At 61.6% G+C, this 19,999-nt stretch carries 22 protein-coding genes; 7 read left to right on the top strand and 15 right to left on the bottom strand.

Going from position 1 to position 19,999, the window contains the following annotated elements; translation table 11 throughout:
* Window positions 1–69 precede the first annotated feature (69 nt).
* The 3 genes from KBX19_RS00545 to KBX19_RS00535 all read right to left on the bottom strand — a co-directional run bounded on the left by KBX19_RS00545 (window position 70) and on the right by KBX19_RS00535 (window position 2,508).
* Window positions 70–1,962 carry a cation-translocating P-type ATPase gene (locus tag KBX19_RS00545; RefSeq protein WP_255997031.1) on the bottom strand — a complete coding sequence of 631 codons (1,893 nt, stop codon included), beginning with the start codon at window positions 1,960–1,962 and terminating at the stop codon, window positions 70–72.
* Window positions 1,959–2,318 carry a helix-turn-helix transcriptional regulator gene (locus KBX19_RS00540; protein ID WP_005290942.1) on the bottom strand — a complete coding sequence of 120 codons (360 nt, stop codon included), beginning with the start codon at window positions 2,316–2,318 and terminating at the stop codon, window positions 1,959–1,961. The genes KBX19_RS00545 and KBX19_RS00540 overlap by 4 nt, the downstream gene beginning before the upstream one ends.
* A gap of 82 nt (window positions 2,319–2,400) precedes the next feature.
* Window positions 2,401–2,508, bottom strand: a complete 108-nt coding sequence (locus tag KBX19_RS00535; protein WP_232210303.1) for an alkane 1-monooxygenase — start codon at window positions 2,506–2,508, stop codon at window positions 2,401–2,403.
* Between the two features lie 172 nt (window positions 2,509–2,680).
* Here KBX19_RS00535 and KBX19_RS00530 point away from each other — a divergent pair, with 172 nt between their 5' ends.
* Window positions 2,681–3,430 carry a DUF2625 family protein gene (locus KBX19_RS00530; protein ID WP_083770327.1) on the top strand — a complete coding sequence of 250 codons (750 nt, stop codon included), beginning with the start codon at window positions 2,681–2,683 and terminating at the stop codon, window positions 3,428–3,430.
* Here the strand turns inward: KBX19_RS00530 and arfB are convergent.
* The 5 genes from arfB to KBX19_RS11340 all read right to left on the bottom strand — a co-directional run bounded on the left by arfB (window position 3,396) and on the right by KBX19_RS11340 (window position 5,882).
* Window positions 3,396–3,839 (bottom strand): alternative ribosome rescue aminoacyl-tRNA hydrolase ArfB, encoded by a 444-nt coding sequence (arfB, locus tag KBX19_RS00525; protein ID WP_255997030.1) that lies wholly within the window; start codon window positions 3,837–3,839, stop codon window positions 3,396–3,398. The two genes, KBX19_RS00530 and arfB, sit on opposite strands and share 35 nt — an antisense overlap.
* 61 nt (window positions 3,840–3,900) lie before the next feature.
* Window positions 3,901–4,443 (bottom strand): DUF488 family protein, encoded by a 543-nt coding sequence (locus tag KBX19_RS00520; protein WP_255997029.1) that lies wholly within the window; start codon window positions 4,441–4,443, stop codon window positions 3,901–3,903.
* 57 nt (window positions 4,444–4,500) lie between these two features.
* Window positions 4,501–4,851 carry a VOC family protein gene (locus KBX19_RS00515; RefSeq protein WP_370686974.1) on the bottom strand — a complete coding sequence of 117 codons (351 nt, stop codon included), beginning with the start codon at window positions 4,849–4,851 and terminating at the stop codon, window positions 4,501–4,503.
* Window positions 4,852–4,994: 143 nt separating this feature from the next.
* Window positions 4,995–5,537 (bottom strand): hypothetical protein, encoded by a 543-nt coding sequence (locus KBX19_RS11345; protein ID WP_370686973.1) that lies wholly within the window; start codon window positions 5,535–5,537, stop codon window positions 4,995–4,997.
* Window positions 5,538–5,570: 33 nt separating this feature from the next.
* A complete protein-coding gene (locus KBX19_RS11340) occupies window positions 5,571–5,882 on the bottom strand; it encodes a hypothetical protein (RefSeq protein ID WP_370686972.1) in 312 nt (103 codons plus the stop codon).
* Window positions 5,883–6,124: 242 nt separating this feature from the next.
* Here KBX19_RS11340 and KBX19_RS00510 point away from each other — a divergent pair, with 242 nt between their 5' ends.
* Window positions 6,125–6,448: a helix-turn-helix domain-containing protein gene (locus KBX19_RS00510; RefSeq protein ID WP_005290928.1), complete on the top strand. Its 324-nt coding sequence runs from the start codon at window positions 6,125–6,127 to the stop codon at window positions 6,446–6,448.
* Between the two features lie 57 nt (window positions 6,449–6,505).
* Window positions 6,506–7,498, top strand: coding sequence for an NAD-dependent epimerase/dehydratase family protein (locus KBX19_RS00505; protein WP_040423790.1), 993 nt, complete (start codon window positions 6,506–6,508; stop codon window positions 7,496–7,498).
* 31 nt (window positions 7,499–7,529) lie between these two features.
* Here KBX19_RS00505 and KBX19_RS00500 read toward each other — a convergent pair whose 3' ends face one another.
* Window positions 7,530–8,120 (bottom strand): putative glycolipid-binding domain-containing protein, encoded by a 591-nt coding sequence (locus tag KBX19_RS00500; RefSeq protein WP_255997028.1) that lies wholly within the window; start codon window positions 8,118–8,120, stop codon window positions 7,530–7,532.
* 859 nt (window positions 8,121–8,979) lie between these two features.
* Between KBX19_RS00500 and KBX19_RS00495 the strand changes: the two genes are divergently transcribed.
* Window positions 8,980–9,501, top strand: coding sequence for a DUF1707 domain-containing protein (locus tag KBX19_RS00495; protein ID WP_040423788.1), 522 nt, complete (start codon window positions 8,980–8,982; stop codon window positions 9,499–9,501).
* A 3-nt stretch (window positions 9,502–9,504) separates the two neighbouring features.
* On the opposite strand, the gene KBX19_RS00490 is transcribed toward KBX19_RS00495, so the two are convergent.
* Window positions 9,505–9,783, bottom strand: coding sequence for a DUF1275 family protein (locus KBX19_RS00490; protein WP_255997027.1), 279 nt, complete (start codon window positions 9,781–9,783; stop codon window positions 9,505–9,507).
* 263 nt (window positions 9,784–10,046) lie between these two features.
* Between KBX19_RS00490 and KBX19_RS00485 the strand changes: the two genes are divergently transcribed.
* On the top strand, window positions 10,047–10,517 hold the full coding sequence (locus KBX19_RS00485) for a GNAT family N-acetyltransferase (protein WP_255997026.1): 471 nt from the start codon (window positions 10,047–10,049) through the stop codon (window positions 10,515–10,517).
* 23 nt (window positions 10,518–10,540) lie between these two features.
* On the opposite strand, the gene KBX19_RS00480 is transcribed toward KBX19_RS00485, so the two are convergent.
* The 5 genes from KBX19_RS00480 to KBX19_RS00460 form a co-directional block, all read right to left on the bottom strand.
* Window positions 10,541–11,644 (bottom strand): DNA alkylation repair protein, encoded by a 1,104-nt coding sequence (locus tag KBX19_RS00480; RefSeq protein WP_255997025.1) that lies wholly within the window; start codon window positions 11,642–11,644, stop codon window positions 10,541–10,543.
* A gap of 178 nt (window positions 11,645–11,822) precedes the next feature.
* A complete protein-coding gene (locus KBX19_RS00475) occupies window positions 11,823–12,500 on the bottom strand; it encodes a YoaK family protein (protein ID WP_005290893.1) in 678 nt (225 codons plus the stop codon).
* A 901-nt stretch (window positions 12,501–13,401) separates the two neighbouring features.
* Window positions 13,402–13,818, bottom strand: a complete 417-nt coding sequence (locus KBX19_RS00470) for a DUF3592 domain-containing protein (protein WP_255997024.1) — start codon at window positions 13,816–13,818, stop codon at window positions 13,402–13,404.
* 85 nt (window positions 13,819–13,903) lie between these two features.
* Complete coding sequence (locus KBX19_RS00465) at window positions 13,904–14,326, bottom strand: DUF3592 domain-containing protein (protein WP_255997023.1); 423 nt, start codon at window positions 14,324–14,326, stop codon at window positions 13,904–13,906.
* 23 nt (window positions 14,327–14,349) lie between these two features.
* On the bottom strand, window positions 14,350–15,189 hold the full coding sequence (locus KBX19_RS00460; RefSeq protein WP_255997022.1) for a Ku protein: 840 nt from the start codon (window positions 15,187–15,189) through the stop codon (window positions 14,350–14,352).
* Between the two features lie 57 nt (window positions 15,190–15,246).
* On the opposite strand from KBX19_RS00460, the gene KBX19_RS00455 reads away from it, so the two are divergent.
* Window positions 15,247–17,664 (top strand): ATP-dependent DNA ligase, encoded by a 2,418-nt coding sequence (locus KBX19_RS00455; protein WP_255997021.1) that lies wholly within the window; start codon window positions 15,247–15,249, stop codon window positions 17,662–17,664.
* A gap of 184 nt (window positions 17,665–17,848) precedes the next feature.
* Window positions 17,849–19,990, top strand: a complete 2,142-nt coding sequence (locus tag KBX19_RS00450; protein WP_255997020.1) for a YhgE/Pip family protein — start codon at window positions 17,849–17,851, stop codon at window positions 19,988–19,990.
* The last annotated feature ends 9 nt before the right edge of the window (window positions 19,991–19,999 follow it).

Below are 19,999 nucleotides of genomic sequence, written 5' to 3'. Positions count from 1 at the left end.
TGGTCCCTAAGCAGCTCGATCCTTCCATGATCCGCGTTGGAGAGCCAGCGCGCTGGGCGAAGGCGTGTCTCAGCGCTTCGCTTGCGCAGCCCGCAGGCCGTTCAAAATCACGATGACTTCGGCGACCTCGTGAACCAACACGACGGCGGCCAGGCCCAGCACGCCGCTGATCGCCAGCGGCATCAACACGATGATGATGGCCAGAGACAGCACGATGTTTTGGTTGATGATCCTGCTGCCTCGGCGGGCGTGCTGCAGCGCTTGCGGGATCAGCCGGAGGTCGTGGCCGGTGAAGGCGACGTCAGCGGACTCGATCGCGGCGTCAGAGCCGGTCGCTCCCATCGCGATGCCCACCGTCGCGCCCGCCAGTGCCGGTGCGTCGTTGATGCCGTCGCCGATCATCGCCGTCGGCGTCTTGGAGGAGAGTTCGGCGACAATGCTCGCCTTGTCCTCGGGTCGCAGCTCGGCGCGCACGTCGTCGATTCCGGCGATTTCAGCCAGCGCCCGGGCGGTGCGAGTGTTGTCACCGGTGAGCATGCTTACTTCCACGTCGTTGGCGTGCAGGGCCTGCACGGCTTCGGGCACCTCGGGCCGCAACTCGTCGCGGACCCCGATCGCCCCAGCGAGAGCGTCATCGACGGTGACCAGGACGCAGGTCTGGCCCTCGGACTCCATGCGCTCAACGTCTGCCTTCAACGGCCCGGCGTCGATCCACCGGGGGCTGCCCACCAGCACCCGTCGACCTTCGACGGTGCCGCTGATGCCGTGCCCGGCTTCCTCGCTGATGTCCAGGGCGGCGGGCGCTTCGGGCCCCGCTGCCGCGATCGCCGCGGCGAGGGGGTGCGTGGATTGCTGCTCAACTGCCGCCGCGAAGGCAAGCACTTGCGCCCGATCGAATCCGTCTGCCGGGATCACGCCGGTAACCTCGGGCTGGTTGCGGGTGAGGGTTCCGGTCTTGTCCACCGCCAGGTGACGGATGCCGCCGAGCCGCTCGAACGCCGCGCCGGACTTGATGACTACTCCGAACCGGCTGGCCGCGCCGATCGCGGCCACGACCGTCAGCGGCACGGAGATTGCCAGCGCGCACGGCGACGCTGCGACCAGAACCACTAACGCACGGGTGATCCACGTCTCGGGGTCGCCCAGCAGCGAGCCGATCACGCCGACCAGCACCGCCAGGATCATCACCCCGGGCACTAGGGGTTGGGCAATCCGGTCGGCGATCCGGGCGCGGTCGCCCTTTTCCGCCTGCGCCTGCTCAACCAGGTCCACGAGTGTGGTCAGCGAGTTGTCCGTTCCAGCTGCGGTCGTCTCGACCTCCAGCACACCGGCGGAGTTGATCGCTCCCGCGGGGACCTCGTCGCCGGGCGCGACCTCCTCCGGAATGGATTCTCCGGTGATCGCTGAGGTGTCAAGGCTGGAGCGCCCAGACCGAATGATGCCGTCCGTGGCGATCCGCTCCCCGGGGCGCACGAGCATCAGCTCGCCAGCCACGAGGTCCTTCGCTGCGACTTCGACCGCCGTGCCGTCGCGTAGCACCGTCGCGGTCTGCGGTACCAACTTCAACAGTGCCCGCAGTCCGCCCTGGGCCCGGTCCATCGCCTTGTCTTCCAGTGCCTCGGCGATCGAGTATAGGAACGCTAGCGCCGCGGCCTCTCCGACGAAGCCGAGGATCACCGCGCCGACCGCGCTGATCGTCATCAGCAAGCCAATGCCGAGCTTGCGCTTCATGACAAGGTTCCGTATTGCGCCGGGCGCGAAGGTATACGCCCCTAGCAGCAGGCCGACCCAGAACAGTACTGTTGCGGGTGTCTCCAGCCCGGACCAGTCCAGCGCCAGGCCTATGCAGAGGGCTACGCCGGAGAAGATTGGCAGTAGCAACTCGGGGTCCTTCCACCATGGCCGATCGAGCTCTTCGATCTCCTTGGCGGGTTCGTGTTCGCACCCACACGCCGAGCTCATACGTCCGCTCCCTTCTCGCCGCAGCCGGGCACGGAACACTCAGGGTCGATGCAGGGGGCGTTTTCATCGACAGCCAACGTCGCGTTCACCAGCGCGTCGAGCGCTGCCGCGAGGTGCGGATCGGCGATTTCGTAGCGGGTCTTGCGGCCCTCTGGCTCGGCGACGACGATGCCGCAGTCGCGCAGGCAGGTCAGGTGGTTCGAGACGTTCGAGCGGGTTAGGTCCAGGTCGCGCGAAAGCACGGCCGGGTAGCTCGGGCCGTCAAGTAGGGTCATCAGGATTCTGGAACGCGTCGGATCCGCCATGGCCCGGCCGAGCCGGTTCATGACGTCGAGGCGTGAAGCAATAGTCAGCATGTGCTGAACAATACACGGTACGCTGAACTATTCAACGTAGACTGTACTGACAGTTACGCGAAGGTCATGTGACCTGCAAGAATTAGTCGATGGGGTAGCCGATGACTAGTCCTTTGCGGTTTGGCTGGCACCCCAAGACGGGGGTGACGCGGGTGGCGAACTTCTCCAGAATCTTCACGTTGGCGTCCACGCCCATCCCGCAAAACCAATGCGTGTTTCCGTGCGCCCCATATGTTCTCTGTGTACTGACGCAAATTACTGTTTTTTGATTGTTGCAGGCTAACGAGAAAGTAACTTTGCAACGACATACCGTGGAGTTCAAGTTCCACGTATAGCCCGGTGCTCACCACCCACCCTTGCGGATGAACATGGCAGGCGAAGGAACCCCAATGCGTGATATCGAAAGCCTCGTCGCCGTCGACAATCCGGCCTGGCCCCATCTTCAGCAGGCGCTGGCCGAATCCGACGCCGCCGTGCTGCCCGTCGACCCAGAGCAAGGGCGGCGCTCGCTGTGGGAGCTGCAGGTCACCGCCGCGTCGGCGATGGGAGCCGTCGCGCTGCACACCGGTGGCATCGTCGTAGACCACGGCTGGGTGCGTCTGTACGGCGGCGGCAGCGAGCACTTGCCGAGCATCGCCGAAGCCAACGGGCTGGGAGGTTCCGTTTCAGCGCCGCCCGGCGAGCTCGTCGTCGGGCACGATGTTCTAGGTGGCCTATTCGCCATCGACGGCGGTGCGCTGGGCGTCGCACCCGGCGAGGTCTGCTATTTCGGGTCGGACACCCTCGAATGGGACGGGCTCGGTGGCGGCTACTCGGCATTCCTCCTGGCAGCGCTGGCCGGGCTGGCAGGACGAGGTGGCGTCCTTGGCGCTGAACCAGGGCATCTTTCTCTACCCTCCGCCGTCCACCGTCCAGGGCGGTGGCGTGAGCAAGGCGACGAGGTCGGTCGTCAGTATCCGGGAGCTGCTGGGCACTGCGTGATACGAGGGTCGGTGCAGAGGATAGGACCAACTCCCTTCGAAGTCCCCTGCGACGGTATCCTCCGACTGGATCCCGATCCCGGTGATCTGCCCCGAACTAGGGGATCTGCGGCCGTCGCCGCGTCGACTTGAGCTCTGAACGCCGCTTCTTCGCTTCGCGGTGTCGCCGCACCGAGCCCCGCGTCGGTTTGGTTTTGCGGCGCGGGGGAGGGGGTGGGACGAGCGCCTCGCGCAACAGCGCGGCCATACGCTCGCGAGCCTCGGCGCGGTTGCGGGCCTGCGACCGCTGGGTCGACGCGGCCACGGTGAGGACGGTGCCGTCCAAGCGGTGCTCGAGGTTGCGTAGGATGCGGCGACGTTGGGCGTCGGAAAGCGATGTGCACGCAGCGACATCGAGGGAGAGCTGCACCTTGCTGTCCGTGGTGTTGACGCCCTGACCACCCGGACCCGACGACTTCGAGAACCGTTCCGTCAGGTCGGCGGCGGCGATGACCACACCGCCGGGGACCCCCGGGCCGGGCGCAATGGTCAGATCTTTCATGCCGCCCACCCTACAAGCGGATACCCACAGCTTTGGTATAGGCTCGGTGCTGGTGTGGGAGCTAGCCGCGCTCGGGGTAGCGCACGAGGAGGTCGTCGCCGATGACGGCGCCGTCGTTGAGCGTGGCCTCGCTCACCTTAGCCCCATCAGCACCCATCCCCATGATGTGCTCAACTTCGTCGCCGTGGGCGAGGAGATGGTCGGCGATGATGCGTCGGTGGCAGCGCCACCACACCGCCTCGGAGCACATGATCGCTGTGGGGGTTTCGGTGGCGCTCGCCCGTAACTGCGTGAGCGCGTCTGAGAACTCCTCGCCAAGCGCATGGTCGGCGTAATTGTGGAAGCTGCGGTTACGCCAGTTGCCGTTGACCTCAAACGGTACGGAGTGAGACACGTTGCGCCGCCCGGTCAGGCCCTCGCTTCTGCTGTAAGTGATGCCGTGCGTGGGAAGGTGTTCGGCGAGGTGGTCGTCGTTGAACCACGGGTACTTCCTGGACCCGGGCAGCTTGCGCACATCCACGATGGATTCCACACCGGCAGCCCTAATCATCTCGGCAAAGTCTTCGAACTCGAGGTTAGAGTGGCCCACAGTGAAAATGCGCATGCCTACAACGCTACGCGTGAGGCCGTCGCACCCGCATCAGTGTCCGAGTGAAGCAAGCTAGGCTTCGGGGTTGCCTACGCAGAACTCGTTGCCTTCCGGATCCTGCATGACTGTCCATACGAGCCCCGGCACCTCGTGGGTGCCCAGTTCGGTGGCGCCCAAACCCTTGAGACGCTCCACTAGAGTCTCGCGTTCAACGCCGCCGCCATCGATATGCATGCGGTTTTTCCCAGGCGTGGGATCCTCAACGCGCTGAAACCCCAGTGCCGGAGTGGAATCGACCATGACGAAGTCACCGTAGTCGGCAGAGATCCCGCAGCCAGTTGCAGCTGACCAGAACTCGGCGAGCTTAGAAGGATCGTGGCAGTCGAAGGTGATTTGGCGGATACCGAAGGTGATGTCACTCATGGTCCCCATTGTGGGCTCGAGCCATGGCACCTGCAATATTTCTTCGTTTGGTGACATAACCGCTCGGTTAAGTGTCTGATTGAGTGAAGGGAAACTTGAGATGGGTGCCCTCTTTCGTTTCAGTCGCGTTAGGCTGTCGGTGGTCAAGGTCTCATCGGGCCGAATCGATTCCGCGCGATATCGATCTGCCAAGAATCTAGGTTTAGTTGGCCATGACGATTATCTCCGGTCCCGATCACTCTTCCGTCATCCTTCACTCCCACAGTGAAAGCGCTTCCAGCAACCACCGCTACAATCCGCTGCCAACTTCGAACATCGCACTGGCCGTAGTCATTGCTGCCTGCAGCCACTACTGTGCCCTCGGAGGTTAACCCGACGCTGTGGTAGGCACCGGCTGACACGGAGACAACGTTCTCCCACTGCTCGCACCCATCCCAGTGTGCCTTCATCCCAGCGCAGATTACGTGACCATCGGACATCAAACCGATTGAGTGTAGATAACCGGCGGAAACGCTCTGAAGATCTCTCCAGTCCGAAACGTTGCACTGGCCTCGAGAGTTGTTCCCCGCTGCTAACGCCCGGCCATCAGCGCGCCTGCTAACGACGTGCCAGTCTCCCGCTGCAACCTCGATTACTTCTCGCCAGTCGTGAAGAGAATCGGATTCGAATCGGCCGGCAACACGCACATTCCCTTCGTTGTCGGTCCCAATGCTGAAGCGTCATCCTGCGGCAACGGATACCATGCTCATCCATTCATCGACATTGCATTGTCCGGCGTGGTTCCAACCGACCGCTTGAACCGTTCCGTCCGTTTGCAGGCCAAGGGTGTGGGACTTCCCAGTATTACGGGCCAGGTGGACCGGAGATGCACTGACCGAATGCAGGCCATTCCATTCGGAGACATTGCACTCTCCATCGAAGTTTGCTCCGGTGGAAAGCGTCGTTCCATTCGAGGCAATACCAATGGTGTGGTTTGCCCCCGCGGCAACAATGCTCCTACCCCAACGGGTAGCGGAGCCCGCGTTCTGCATGGCTCACCACCTTAACGGTCATCTAGGTCGTAACGCATGGATGTTTTTAGCGCAGAGGTTGGGAATGCGATTTTTTGGTTCTGGTCCTCGAGTATCCAACCTTGCAGGCTCTCCTGGTTATCCTCATTTATGTCTGATTATGTAGACGTAGTTTGGCCGAGAAGCGGTCCAAGATATTATCCCTGCATATATCGAGGTAATCGTCGAGTCGGCAGAGCACCAGCAGAACAAGGAATACGGAAATGTCAGACACTAGCGAGTTTGAAGATCGTTCAAGCGATTGGAAAACGGGCACCTGGCCACAGAAACTGTGGCGCGAGGCGGTAGGGGAAACCATTCGCGAAGCGAGGACTGAACGTGGGGACCGGCTAACAGACGTCGCGGAGCGTGCGGGGGTTTCCACGCAGTATCTATCGGAGATTGAGCGCGGCTTAAAAGATCCGTCATCTGAGGTGCTTCATGCTGTCTCGGGTGCGCTCGATCTGACAACACGTGAAGTAACGCGCCGGTCATCCGAGCTAATAGAGTGTGCAACCGCGCGTCTAGAGGTGTTTCTCGCGGCTTGATTCTGCTAACAGCAGAATGCGTTGCTGCCAGAGAAGAGCCGGTTTTACCATCCACTCATGAACATTCTTCTTCTTGGTGGAACTGGGTTTTTAGGAGCGCACATTGCGCGAGCTGCCCTGACGCGAGGGCACAAGGTGACGTGTTTGGCGCGGGGAACCAACCCTCCCATAGACGGCGTACGGTTCGTGAAAGGCGACCGAGATACTGAAACGGCTCTGAATCCAGTAGCAGATGATTCATGGGATTCGGTCATTGATCTGACGAGCCAGCCGAAACACGCGAGCCGGGTGGTCGAGCAACTTACGGCTGGTCAGGCTATATTCGTATCTTCGAGCAGCGTCTATGCAGACCCGTCTGTGATCAATGCAGAATCAGATGAGATCGTTCCTCCCCTCCAGGATGACTTCATGGTGGACATGCAGCAATACGCCGCGGCGAAGGCAGCATGCGAGAAGGCGTACTTAACAGCATTTCCAAAGGTACTCGTCATTCGACCAGGGTTGATTGGCGGCGCAGGAGATGTAACAGGGCGCAGCGGTTACTACCCATGGCGGTTCGCTAATCCTGTTGCGGATGAAGTCGTTGTGCCGGATCCAAGCTTCCCCGTTGCCATGATCGATGCTCAGGATCTAGCAGACTGGATTGTTAGGTGCGCAGAAAACCGTGCGGACGGTGTAGTAAACGTGGCCGGCGAGCCGACCACCCTTGCAGAGGTGCTCGCAATCTCGCAAAAGATTGCGGGTAATGGTGCCCAGCCGAGAGTAGTAAACGACCAGATGCTTTCAGAACATGGTGTGTCTCCGTGGATGGGTCCTGAATCTTTACCGTTGTGGATACCTGGAACTGACCTACGCAAGATTGCGCTTCTTGATCGCAGTCTCGCGGTAGGAATGGGGTTGAAGATTCGATCGCTCGGAGAGACTCTAGTCTCAGCCTTGAACTATGAACGGCAGCGCGTTGAACCTCGACAAACGGGCCTTAGCGACACCAAAGAACGTGAAATTCTTTCGGCCCCAGGAGCGGGTTCTGGTGCGGAGGCCAATGACTAGGAACGTCTCGCGGAGTTGAGTACGAAGGCGATCACACCCTGCGCGCCATATCCGGGTAGAGGAGCACCACTCCGTCATCGTCAACCTGCAGTTCGACATCGACTCCGCGCGTGCCGCTGGCGTAGCTCACCGTCTGAGAATCAACCGACGCGTAGTACTGGTCGGATGCGATCACCTGGAGCGACGGCGTGTCGATCCACGCCATGATGAGTTTCGTTTCCGGTACTGCCGAGCCCAGCAAGCCTAACCGGCGTATCGGCATCGTGTTCGTGAGCGGGCATAGACCGAGGTCGCAATCGAGTGCTTGGGTGAGATCCTCACCCGTGGCGATGCCTGGCGGGGCCATGTCGGCCGGCTGTTGACCGTCCAGCGCAGTTTCGGAGGACCACTTTCCCGTAGCGGACCGGGAGAGGATCAAGCTCCGCTTCCAATCCTCGCCCACAACGGATACGGCAACCCGCTGAGTCGTCCAGTTGTCCCGCGCGTCGAGCTGCCATTCCGCCTTGTAGTCGGAGCCGGTCTGAGTGCCCGTGGCCGCCAGCCCGCCCACTTCGAACCGAACTGTTGCCTCGTTTCGGATGCGGCGATCGCTGACGTGCTCCCACTCATAACTGCGTTCCATGTCGGCGAGTTTAGCCCGCAGCAGGATTAAGCCCGTCGGGCTGGTTCGTAGATGGAGGGGAGGATCAAGGCGGTTCTACATGTTTAATATCGCCCTCCGCGGCGGCACGGTAACGTTTTCCCAGGTGGGATCTTCGCCAACTGACTGAAAGGCGATACTAAAAATCTAGATCCGCCGAGACCCGGGGGCGTGTGCGGCGGAGCGGAGTCTTCCTAACCTCTAACCGGCGGTGAAACCGAAAAACCAAGAATGCTATGTGGCCCCGATGGCACGAAGGGACTGCTGGATCTCGTGGTCTAGGTCGAAGGGCTTCTCTGTGCGGCGTTTGACCCATTTGCCGTTCACTCGTTCCAGTTCCCAAGACGCGCCAATACTCCACGAACGGCGGGTACTCCATTGGACGCTAGTCAAAGGGACGGCTTCGCTATAGTGCCCCCTGCGTCCAGTCCACTGACGGTCCCGGTGCTTGAATCCCGTAGGTGTTTCCGTGAGCGTGATGGTGAACCAGTGGCCGTGGGGCAATGAGTCCGGGGCGGATTCGATAACCACGCTGTCCGGGGTGGTGAACACGCGGCAGGGGGTTTCTGCGAGGCGGCGAGACAGTTCTGTCGCCAGGGCGATAACGCCAGGAGTGCCGGTGGTGAAGTGAGGAGGGACGGTAGGGGACACCGTTGGGCGTTGGGGAGCCATAGCCCGGTTCTGTGACGTCTTCTGCGAGGTGAAAGAACAGCGCTCCGGCAATATTCACGAGTACGAACACGATAAGAAACCCGACGGCGATGGTCGCATCGATGTTCATGGCCTCATTCTAAACTGCTCAGCGAGGTAGGCTGTGAGGAAACTGAGCAAGGAGGACGAAATGGCGGAGTCGCACGGTGCGCCCAATGTTCGAGTAGGGGATACGGAGCGCTCGACGGCGTTGGACCGGCTGGGGGAGCACTTCGCCAATGGATATCTCACGCCGGCGGAGTTTGAGGAGCGTTCCGGACAGGCTGCGGCTGCGCGCACCCGCGGTGAAATTAGCGCGCTGTTCACAGATTTGCCTGAGGTCAGTGAGGGTCCGGTTCCAGCTCCAGCGCATCGTGACTCTGACGCCGAGTTGGAGAACATGATTGCCCGTAAACGCAAGCTCGACAGCGCTTTGGCGGTGTTGTGGGCAGCGACGATGACCATGTTCTTCTTGGGCATGTTCGTGTTCAGCTGGGACTACTTTTGGGTCGTCTTACCCGTCGCGGGTGTGTTGACAGCGGGTTTGTACACCTTCTACGGGATCAGCGATGAAGACGATGAGGTGCTCGAAGAAATCATGGAAGACGCCAACAAGGAGCGCGCTGAGCGTCTCCGCTTGGCGCACCAGCGGCGCAAAGAGTTGGGGAAGTAGGCCTTAGACCGGCAGTCCGCGGTCGCGTCGCCGCTGCCTGTTTACTAACGCTGCGGCTGTCGCGGCGACGAGCATGACGTTGACCACCCACACCGCGCGCAGGCCGCCGAAGAACGCGCCGACGAACCGTTGCGACATTTTCACCATCGTGCCCGTCATGTAGGTCAGGGAGATGCTCACTTCGCCGCCGCGCTCGAACGTGGAGTTCATGGCACCGACAGTGAAGGACAGCACATACACCGCGAGCTTATCGATGCCTCCCGCCAGCAACCCCGAAGCCACCGTCGACGTGAGACAAATGAACAGGAGGATAGCTTCGCGGGTGCGTGTCGGCGGCGGTCATGCGCGTGGTGTTTCCCTACATGAACGACAAGAAGTAACCACCCAGGTACATGAAGCCGATCGTGTCCACGAACCCGGCCACTGCCGACAGGAAGATCGCCAGCGCGTGTTCACCTCTGCGGTAACCCTTCATCGGGTCGCGTCGTCGGCGCGTCGAAAAGCGAGCGTGCAGCTAACGTAACACCCGACTAAGAGTGGTGTGCATGACCACGGTTTACAGGCGTTCCCACGGTGCCGACGCCGCTGCCCTCAGCGCCTTGTTGCGCGCGTTCAACGCCGAGTTCGACGCATCTGTGCCGGATGAGGCCGCACTCACCCGGCGGTGGCGCACTCTCCTTGAGCGGGAAGACGTGCTGGTCGTGCTCGCAGAACATCCCGCCCCAGTCGGGTTCGCGTACCTGACGTTGCGCCCCACGCCGTACTACGACGGCCCGCTAGCTCAGCTCGAGGAGCTGTATGTTGTCCCGGAGCTGCGCGGGCAGGGAATCGGTACCGGCATGATCACCACGGTCGTGGACGAACTGCGCGCACGCGGTTGCGGGGAAATCCACATCAACGTCGATGAACCGGACACCGGCGCGCGCCGCTTCTATGAGCGCCACGGTTTCAGCAATGTCGAGACGGAGGGGGCAGGACGCAAATACCGGATGCTGTGCTACATCCGCGAGCTGTAGGTGTGCGAGCGTGAATCGGGGAATCACTCCGCGTCCGCAGCAGAGAGCTCAAACGCGATCGGCTCGCTCTCGATGCCGTTGACTACGACGGACACGGCCTGCGTGCCGGGGTAGTAGGTGCGGGTCCCAGTCACGCGGAATGGGTGTGTCTTGGAAATTTCAAGCTCCTCGCCCGGCGCGAGAGTGAAACGGCCGAAGCGGAAGACAGTGGGGCGGCGGCCACCGTTGGCTTTGAGGAAGTGCAGTTTGTAATCCACGAGGACATCGCGCGCGGTGTCGCCGTGGTTGACCAGTGTGGCGGTGAGTTCGACGCTAGACCCAATCGCTGCAGCAACCGGGAATGCCACCGAGTGCAGTTCAATGCCCGCGTCCGGCGCGAAACCGACCACGTCGAGCGCTTCATGGTGGGACTGCTTCACCAGGCCGCGCAGGCTGCGGTCGACCACCCAGGTGACCTCGGGGGAGTCGTTTTCTTCGCGCCACCGCCGCGCTGTCGCCACCGCGAGGTCCGGGTGCGTCTTCGCGATGTCATTGAGGTTGTTGGCCACGGATGTGCGCACGTACAGCGACTCGTCGTTGTAGAGACGGTCGAGCACCGGCAGGATGGGTGACGGATCTTCAGTGAACGGCCTGTGGACGGCGGCCCAGGGGAGGCGGGGGCGGATGCCTTCCGTCGATAAGCGGCGGACATTGTGCGAATCCGACCGCGACCATACGTGGACACACTCCAGCGTGGCCTCCGGGTAGCGTGCCAGGAACGGCCGCACTGCCCACTCGCCGGTGAACACGCGGGTCAGTGCCTCAATCGCGTCAAGCGAGACCTCCGGATGCTCCAGCCCGTAGTCCTCGATGTAGCGGCTGACCGGCCACAGGTGGAACGAGTGGTTGAAATAGCCCTCGCCCTCCGCGAGTTCAGGCCCAAGCTTATCGACGATTCCCGCCACCACCTCCGGATACTCACCCGGTAACCGATCCTTCAGGCCGGCGGCGAACACGCTGACGCGGTCTTTGATCTCAAGGTCGTCGACGCGTGGGGCGACCCAGGCGGCGTACTCCTCGGCGTCGATCCCGAGCTGCTTGCCGAGCTTGTGGGCGGTGTCTGCGCCGAAGTAGTACTTCATCTTCATGGCAGCCACTGTACAGTCGTTCGATTAACCGGGCGGTTCGCAGCTCGCCCCCTACCAGCGAGGAGGCCCGGCAACTAGCTGGCTAGAGCATCACATCCACCACGAAGAACGCGTCTGAGGCAAACGTCAGGATGGGTTTGATCACGCTGTCTCAATGCAGTTTTCGTGCGGTGAAGGACTAAACCGGCAAACCGCGGTTGCGCAGGCGCTGCCGGTTGATAATCGCAACGAGAGCGCCGAACACAATCAGAGCGTTAACGATGTACACGGCATCGGTGCCGAACAACACATATGCGCGACCACCAAGCAGGGCGCCGCACGCCAGAGACGCCCACAAGGCGAAGTGTCCGAGCCAATGCTTGTGGGGGTCACCGAAGAGCGCACCCACAAAGCGCTGGGACATCTTCACCAAGGTCCCCGTCATATAGGTCAGAGCGATCGAGACTTCACCGTCACGCTCGAACGTCGAGTTCATAGCACCTACGGTGAAAGAGAGCATGTACATCGCCGCGAGCTGAGCATCGACAGTAATGAGAATTGATGCGAACGTTGAAGTTAGGCAAATGAACAGGAGAACCGCTTCGCGCGTGCGCGTGTGCGGGAGCATACGACGTCCCAACTGGCTAATGGCTGCGCCTACGCCGACACCTACGAGAAACGTGATCATGATGCTTCCGGTGAGGCCGGCGACTTCCCAGCGCCGCTCGCTCATTGCGGCGGTCAAGCGGGTGGTGTTGCCCGACATGAACGAGAGGAAGTACCCCCCGAGGTACATGAATCCGATGGTGTCCACGAATCCCGTGATCGAAGACAGGTAAATGGCCAAGGCACGCTCAGCATTACGGTACCCCTTCATTTAACTTTCCTTTCTAGAGATGGCACTCGAAAAAGGTTAGTGAGCCGATTCATGGGATCCCCGGAAAGAGAAATAACGGGTCACTGAGAATGAAAATGCGAACCTGTGAGCCGGAGGGCTGTCTGCTGTTGGTCATTCGGCCATTTCCGTCGGCCTGATGTAGTGAAGCGTGCGTGGTCCACGGCACTCAACGGAAGTATGAGTGAACCTAGTGAAACGGATGGTTAATGAAGTTGGGCACCATTTTGCTCAAGGGATTGTGCCCATGGTCTGTGCGGAAGCTGTGGGAACAGGGCAATCTCTTCGAACAGAACATTAAAACGATCTGGTCGATGCAGTCTTTCATGCGCAGGTCGCCTTCCGTCGGCGTGCCGATTCCTAGGTGACCGATGAGGGTAAAGAAACGCGTCAGTCGCAACTAACCGGCTCAAAGCGTAGGTGCTATCTCTCGGGCCGCGAGAATAGGGGCCCGCAACGGTCTTCGGGGGTTACGTTGCTCGTCAGTCTAACGCGGCCGTTAGTCCGCAAAGCTACAGTGCTCAGAGCGTAGGCGATGGTCAAATGAAGAACCGGAATTGTGCATGTGCGTGTATTTTGCTCGCTGCCTGGCAAACCGAGGGTTCATTCCGCCTTCTCACACTGCAGCTTCGGGTCGGCGCATATGCAACGAAATCGCCGAGACGTACTGGGGCTAATGCACCGTAGTCCTCGATGTAGCGGCTGACGGGCCACAGGTGGAACGAGTGGTTGAAATAGCCCTCGCTCTCCGTGAGTTCAGGTCCAAGCTTATCGACGATTCCCGCCACCACCTCCGGATACTCACCCGGCAACCGATCCTTCAGGCCGGCGGCGAACACGCTGACGCGGTCTTTGCTCTCAATGTCGTCGACGCGCGGGGCGATTAGAACGCCGCAATCAGACCAACCAGCAACATGAGTCCACCGATGAGCATTGTCGTGACGGGTAGCACGACGTTGACATCGTTCCCGTGGGCGGGGGCGGTGAAGTGCTGCGGGTAGTTCGGGTCGTAGATCACCGTCACGATCTGGCCGATGCGGTTGTTCATCCCCACATCAGAATGGGCTGGCTGCCCCAGAAGCGGCTGGCCATCGACAGTGGTGAACTCAATCGTTTCAACCATGGTGCGCTCCACTCTCGTACGGCTGCCTCTGTCCTGCGTGCGTTTTTCGTGCATGAACGAATCCACGACCCGGCCTTCCACACGCACCCCATGCGAGGCGAGCCTCTCGCGGGACATGTAGTCAGAGATGCCTTTGAAAATGACCACTGCGGCCATGATGAGAAGAATGTAATCCATTGGTTCCACGCTTCAGTGTTAGGTGCCTATTCATCATGTGTAACGCGCCGGGGAGGGGGTAGGTTCAGGACTGGTCTGAAAAGATCTAGGTAAACAGGAAGATCAGGGCAACCAACGCGAAGAATCCACCGGCGGCCATCGTCACAAACGGCTCAATGACACTAATCTCTGCATCCTCGGACGCTGGGGCCAAGAAATGGTTCGGCGAGTCTGGGTCGTAGATCCCCCGGACAGTCATACCCATTCGGTTGAGTTCTCCAACGCCATCGGACGGCCGGCCGAGAATCGGGGTTCCGTCCACGGTGTGAAACTCGATGGTCTCGATCATGTTGCGGTCGGTTTTACTGCGAACTTTGAAATCTGTAGTGGGAGTCTCCCGCAGGTAGGTGTCAACAACGCGACCTGTGACACGCACACCCTTCTGTGCGAAGCGCTCGCGGGACTTGTAATCCCTGTAACCCAGGAAGACGAGAAACACCGCCGCGGCGAACAAGGCTGCGCTGAACATCACACACTCTCTAGCCGGTGTTCCTAAGCGGATTTCCCGGACTTGCTGGACTTGCCGGATTTCTTCCTGTCTAGCGAGGCTTTCAGAGCCTCCATGAGGTCGACCACGTCAGCGTCGTCACCGTCGTCGCTGCTGTCGGAGTCGGAGTCGGCATCCTCGCCGAATGTTTTCGAGGTGTCCAGGGTGTCGCCGGACTCGAATTTCGCGTCGATAAGCTTGCGCAGCTCGATCTGGTAGTCGTCAGAGAACTCATCCGGGGTGAAGTCTGAGGAATATTGCTCGACGAGCGCGGCGGAGAGCTCAAGCTCCTTGTCGCCGATCTTCGCGCGCGAATTGACGCCCTTGAAGTTCACATCGCGGATCTCGTCGGCCCAGAGCATGCCCTGCAACACGAGGGTTTTGCCACGCACGAGCAGCGCGCCCAGGCGGGTCTTGTTGCGCAGGGCGTACTTGACCACGGCCATACGGTCGGTGTTCTTGAGCGTTTCCCGCAGCAGCAGGTAGGACTTGGGCGTCTTGCCGACGGGCTCGAGGTAGTAGGCCTTCTCCGCCATGATCGGGTCGATCTGATCGGCGGGAACGAACTGGACGACTTCGATCTCGTTGTTGTTCGCTTCCGGCAGGGACTCGAAATCGTCGGCGGTGAGCACGACTGTCTCGCCGTCTTCTTCGAAGGCCTTATCGATGTTCTTGTATTCGACCTTCTCGCCGCACACCTCGCATCGGCGCTCATAGCGGATGCGGCCGCCGTCCTTGTCGTGGACCTGGTGAAAAGAAATGTCGTGGTCTTCGGTCGCCCCGTAGGCCTTGACCGGGACGTTGACGAGGCCGAAGGTGATGGAACCGCTCCAAATTGCGCGCATACCCGCAGTGTACGGGGGTTATGTAAGTTCTGTGGGAGAGTAAGCGAAAGGCAGTTCATGGCGCGCAGCAAGAAATTTCAGGTCGGCGAGCGCACTCTCGCCGTGAGCAACCTGGACAAGGTGCTTTACCCGGCCACGGATGATGCTCCGGCCGTGACGAAGGCGGACGTGATGCACTACTACCTCACGGTCGCCGATGCGCTCATCCCGCAGATCGCCCGCCGCCCCGTGACGCGAAAGCGGTTCCCGGACGGTGTCGGAGGAGAAGCCTTCTTCCGCAAGGACTTGGAAGATTCGGCGCCGGAGTGGATCCCGTTCGGCATCATCGCGCACAAGACGTCGACAAACCGGTACCCGCTCGCCGACGAGCCCGCTGTGTTGGCCTGGTTCGCGCAGGTCGCGGCGTTGGAGCTGCACACCCCGCAGTGGCGTTTCGACGACACCGGTTACCCCGCCAACCCTGACCGCATGGTCCTCGACCTCGACCCTGGTCCTGGCGTGGGCCTTGCCGAGTGCGCCGAAGTCGCCCGCTGGTGCAAGGAGATCCTCGACGGCATGGGCATGGAGTCCGTTCCTGTGACATCGGGGTCGAAGGGTATCCACATCTACGCCGCGCTCGACGGCACGAGCACTGCGGACCGGGTTTCAGCGGTGGCGAAGGAACTGGCCCGCGCACTCGCCGCGGACAATCCGGATGAGGTCACGCATGTGATGAAGAAGGATCAGCGCGCCGGGAAGGTCTTCATCGACTGGAGCCAGAACAACGGGTCGAAGACGACCGTGGCGCCCTACTCGTTGCGCGGCCGCGAACGGCCGACCGTTGCCGCCCCACGCACGTGGGACGAGCTCGAAGACCCGAGCCAGCTCGAGTACACCGAGGTCATGGAGCGGCTTGCGGATGACAGTGATCCGCTCGCGCACCTGGGCTTTCACCCCGATCGCTTATCGACGTACCGCTCCATGCGCAACCCCTCCAAAACCGCCGAACCCGTCCCCGCCGAACCGCCGGCCGACCGCGCCGGGGAGGAGCCCATCTTCGTCATCCAGGAGCATCACGCCTCGTCGTTGCACTGGGATGTCCGCTTCGAGCGCGAGGGGGTGCTCGTGTCCTGGGCGGTGCCGAAGGGCCCGCCGCTCGATCCGGCGGAGAACCGGCTCGCGGTCCAGACAGAAGACCACCCGATTGAGTACGCCGCGTTTGAAGGGGCCATCGCAAAGGGGCAGTACGGCGCCGGGGAGGTGAGCATCTGGGACACCGGCACGATCGAGGTAGAGAAGTGGCGTGACGGCAAGGAGGTCATCGTCGTCCTTCGCGGCCGTCCCGACGGCGGTTTGGGCGGAGTGCCGCGCCGGTATGCGATGATCCGCACCGGATCCCGCGAGGGCTCTGAGCAACAGCAGTGGCTGATGAAGTTCATGAAGAAACAGCCCGCCCTTGAGCCAGTTGCCGAGCCAGCCTTCGAGCCACCCGCCGAACCTGCATCCGTGCCGTTTAGCGTCGCTGACGTACCGGAGCCGATGCTCGCGACCGCTGGCAGCGAGGCCGACATCCGACTGGGAAAGAAAGACGGCGAGACGTGGGCCTTCGAGATGAAGTGGGACGGCTACCGCATTATCGCCGGTGTCGGTGATCCACGCGACGGGGGAGGAGTAGTGCTCTCCAGCCGCAACGGGAAGGACTACACGGACATCTTCCCGGAGCTCTCGGAACTTCAGGAACTCATCGGAGATGACTCTGGCGGCGCTGTTCTCGATGGGGAAGTAGTCGCGCTCAATGCCCAAGGGCGGCCGGACTTCGGCCTTCTGCAGGCGCACAGAAAAGGCGAGCTGGGTGGTGATGAGGCGACGATTCGCTACATGGTCTTCGACATTCTCCACATGGGCACCCCGGGCGGACAAGGGCGCTCTCTGATTCGCGAGCCGTACGAGAAGCGTCGCGAGTTGCTGCGCAGTCTTCTGGACAGCGGTGACTACGTGGCCATTCCTCCCGCACATACAGGCAGCCTGGAGGAGGCGATCGCAGTGAGCCGCGAGCTGAAGCTCGAAGGGGTGGTGGCGAAGCGGACGGACTCGACGTATCTCCCCGGCCAGCGGGGCACAGCGTGGATCAAGATCAAATTCCAGATCCACCAAGAAGTCGTGGTCGTCGGTGTGCGTGAAGGCAAGCGCGGGATCGCCTCGCTCCTTGTCGCTGTGCCCGATGAGGATGGAGAGCTCACGTATGCCGGCCGCGTCGGCACAGGGTTCAGCACCAAGGATATCGAGGAGATTGAACGGCGGTTGGAAAAGGTGAGGCGCAAGGAGCCGTCGATAAGCGGAATGCCTGAGGACGCATGGTGGGTGGAGCCGACGTACGTCGCGGAAGTCGCGCTGGCGGGGCGTACGCGCGACGGGAAAGTGCGACACGCCGCGTGGCGAGGGTGGCGCGACGATAAGCAACCCAGCGATGTCGATTGGACTCCTGAGCTGGGATAACACAGTACTGCCCGGGGGCGGATATCGGTTATTTCTGTGGAATGCGCACAAACTCACGCTGAAAACTTATGAATTCCTGGGCGATTAGAGCTATATTCCTCTACAAAGTAATTTTGATCACGTCCGCTAAATATTGTGCTTCCAGTCAATGTGATGCGGGCGTCGAACCGGAGAGAGGTTACCGTTGAGCACCAAAATTACAGGCCAGGGCGATTCCGCCCAGGCTCAGGCCCGGGAAAACATGGGGCCGCTCGAACGCCTTCTGACCTGGCGTCCGTTTTCCGCGGTCGCACGCACGCTGATCATCCTGGCGATGGTCGTGCCGCTTTTGTTCGCCGGACTGTACATGTGGTCCATGTGGGACCCGACGGGCTCCGTGCCGCAGACGCGCCTGGCTGTGGTCAACAACGACAAGGGCGTTGACCGCGGTGAAGGTGCCGGGATGGAGAATATCGGCGACCAGGTCGTCGAAGGTCTGACCAGCCGCGACTACCTCGACTTCTCCAAGGTGTCGGATGAAGAGGCGAAGCAGGGCCTGCTCACGGGCAAGTACCTGTTCACCGTGACTATCCCGGAGGACTTCTCCGAGAAGGTCGTCAGCGTGATCGACCCGGAGCCGCAGCAAGCGGAGATCCTGATCAACCTCAACGACTACAACGGCACCAACGGTGCGGTGCTGACCTCCGGCCTGCTCCCGCAGATCCAGTCCGAGGTCAAAGCCGAGGTGGCTAAGACCTACGGCGAGGAGGTTCTCGGCGGCATCAACGAGCTTGGCGACGGCATCCGCGCCGCAGCCGACGGCTCCAAGCAGCTCGACGAAGGTGCTGGCCAGCTGAAGGAGGGTACCGGTCGTGCAGTCGATGGCATCAACCAGCTTGACGACGGTGCCACGCAGCTCAACGACGGTACGGGAGAGCTCAAGGAAGGTGTCGGTGAGCTCGGCGACGGTGCAGGGCGCCTCAAGGACGGTGCCTACCAGCTGCGCGACGGCCTGACGCAGCTCGAGGGCGGTACCGACCAGCTCGCCGACGGTGCCCGCCAGATCGACGAAGGCGTCAACAAGCTCACCGACATGCTCATCCCGCTGCTTCAGAACGTGCAGGGTGGCGTGGGCCAGCTCAAGCCGATCGTGGACACGCTGCGCACTGTGGGCATGAACGAGCAGGCCGACAAGATTGACGGCATTGTGAAGCAGCTCGACCCGGAGAATCCGCAGAACGTCGTCAACGACCTCAACCGTCTGCGCGACGGTACCGGCGAGCTCTACGCGAACCTCTCCGACCCGAACATGCCGTACCGTGACGGCCTCAACCGCCTGATCGACGGCTCCAACCAGCTGGCTGACGGTACCGACCAGCTCAACGGCGGTGTCACCCGACTGACCGACGGCGCGAACCGCCTGCACGACGGCACCACCCGCCTCAAGGACGGCACCACCCAGCTTGTCGACGGCGGCGCCCAGCTCCAAGACGGCACCACCCGCCTCAAGGACGGCTCCACCGAGCTGTCCACCAAGCTTGGCGACGGCGCACAGCGCGCCCCCGAGGTCAAAGACATGGACAAGTCCTCCGACCAGATCGCCGTCCCGATCGCCTTCATGGAGGCGAACGAGCACCCGACGCAGCTCGTTGTCGATGAGGCTGACCCGACCGTGAAGGAGCCGTCGAGTGGTTTCTCCATCATCGGCCTCATCGTGATCAACTTCATGCTCATGGCGGTCATGTCCATCCTGCTGCCGCATGCGATTGGCCGCCGCCACAAGGCATCCGGCGCCACCGGCCCGGTCCTGTCCGCGTGGTTGAGCAACTTCGGTGTCAACGTCGCGCTGACTGCACTGCTGGCGTTCGTGTCCATCACCCTCGGCTGGCGCCCGGTGAGCTGGCCCGTCATGATCATGACCCTGCTGCTGATCGACGTGATGGGTACCTCCGTCTTCCAGTTCTTCCGCATCCTGTTCGGACGCGTGGTGGGCGCGATGTTCAATATCGGATTCTTCGCTCTGGGCCTGTTCACCTCCGGCTCCGTCTGGCCGCTGTCTACACTGCCGGCACCGCTGGCGGCCCTGAACCCGTTCCACCCGATGAGCCACGCCCGCAACCTGTTCGTCCGCACTGTCGACGGCATCTACGACAGCGCGTTCTGGACCGGCCTGGTCGTCCTGGTTGTGGTGTCGCTGCTGGCGATCGCCGGATCCATCGTGATTTACAACGCCCGCCGCCAGGCGCTCCACATCGACGACCCGAACGAGAACCCGCGTCAGCGCGAGATCTACCAGCGTGAGATCCGCGAAGGCGAGGAGCCGCTGCAGTCGGTCTTCAGCCGCTAGCTGCTGCCG

Source organism: Corynebacterium sp. CCUG 71335, from assembly GCF_024454075.1.
Lineage (GTDB): Bacteria > Actinomycetota > Actinomycetes > Mycobacteriales > Mycobacteriaceae > Corynebacterium > Corynebacterium genitalium.
This window is presented reverse-complemented; position numbering and strand designations above follow the sequence as displayed.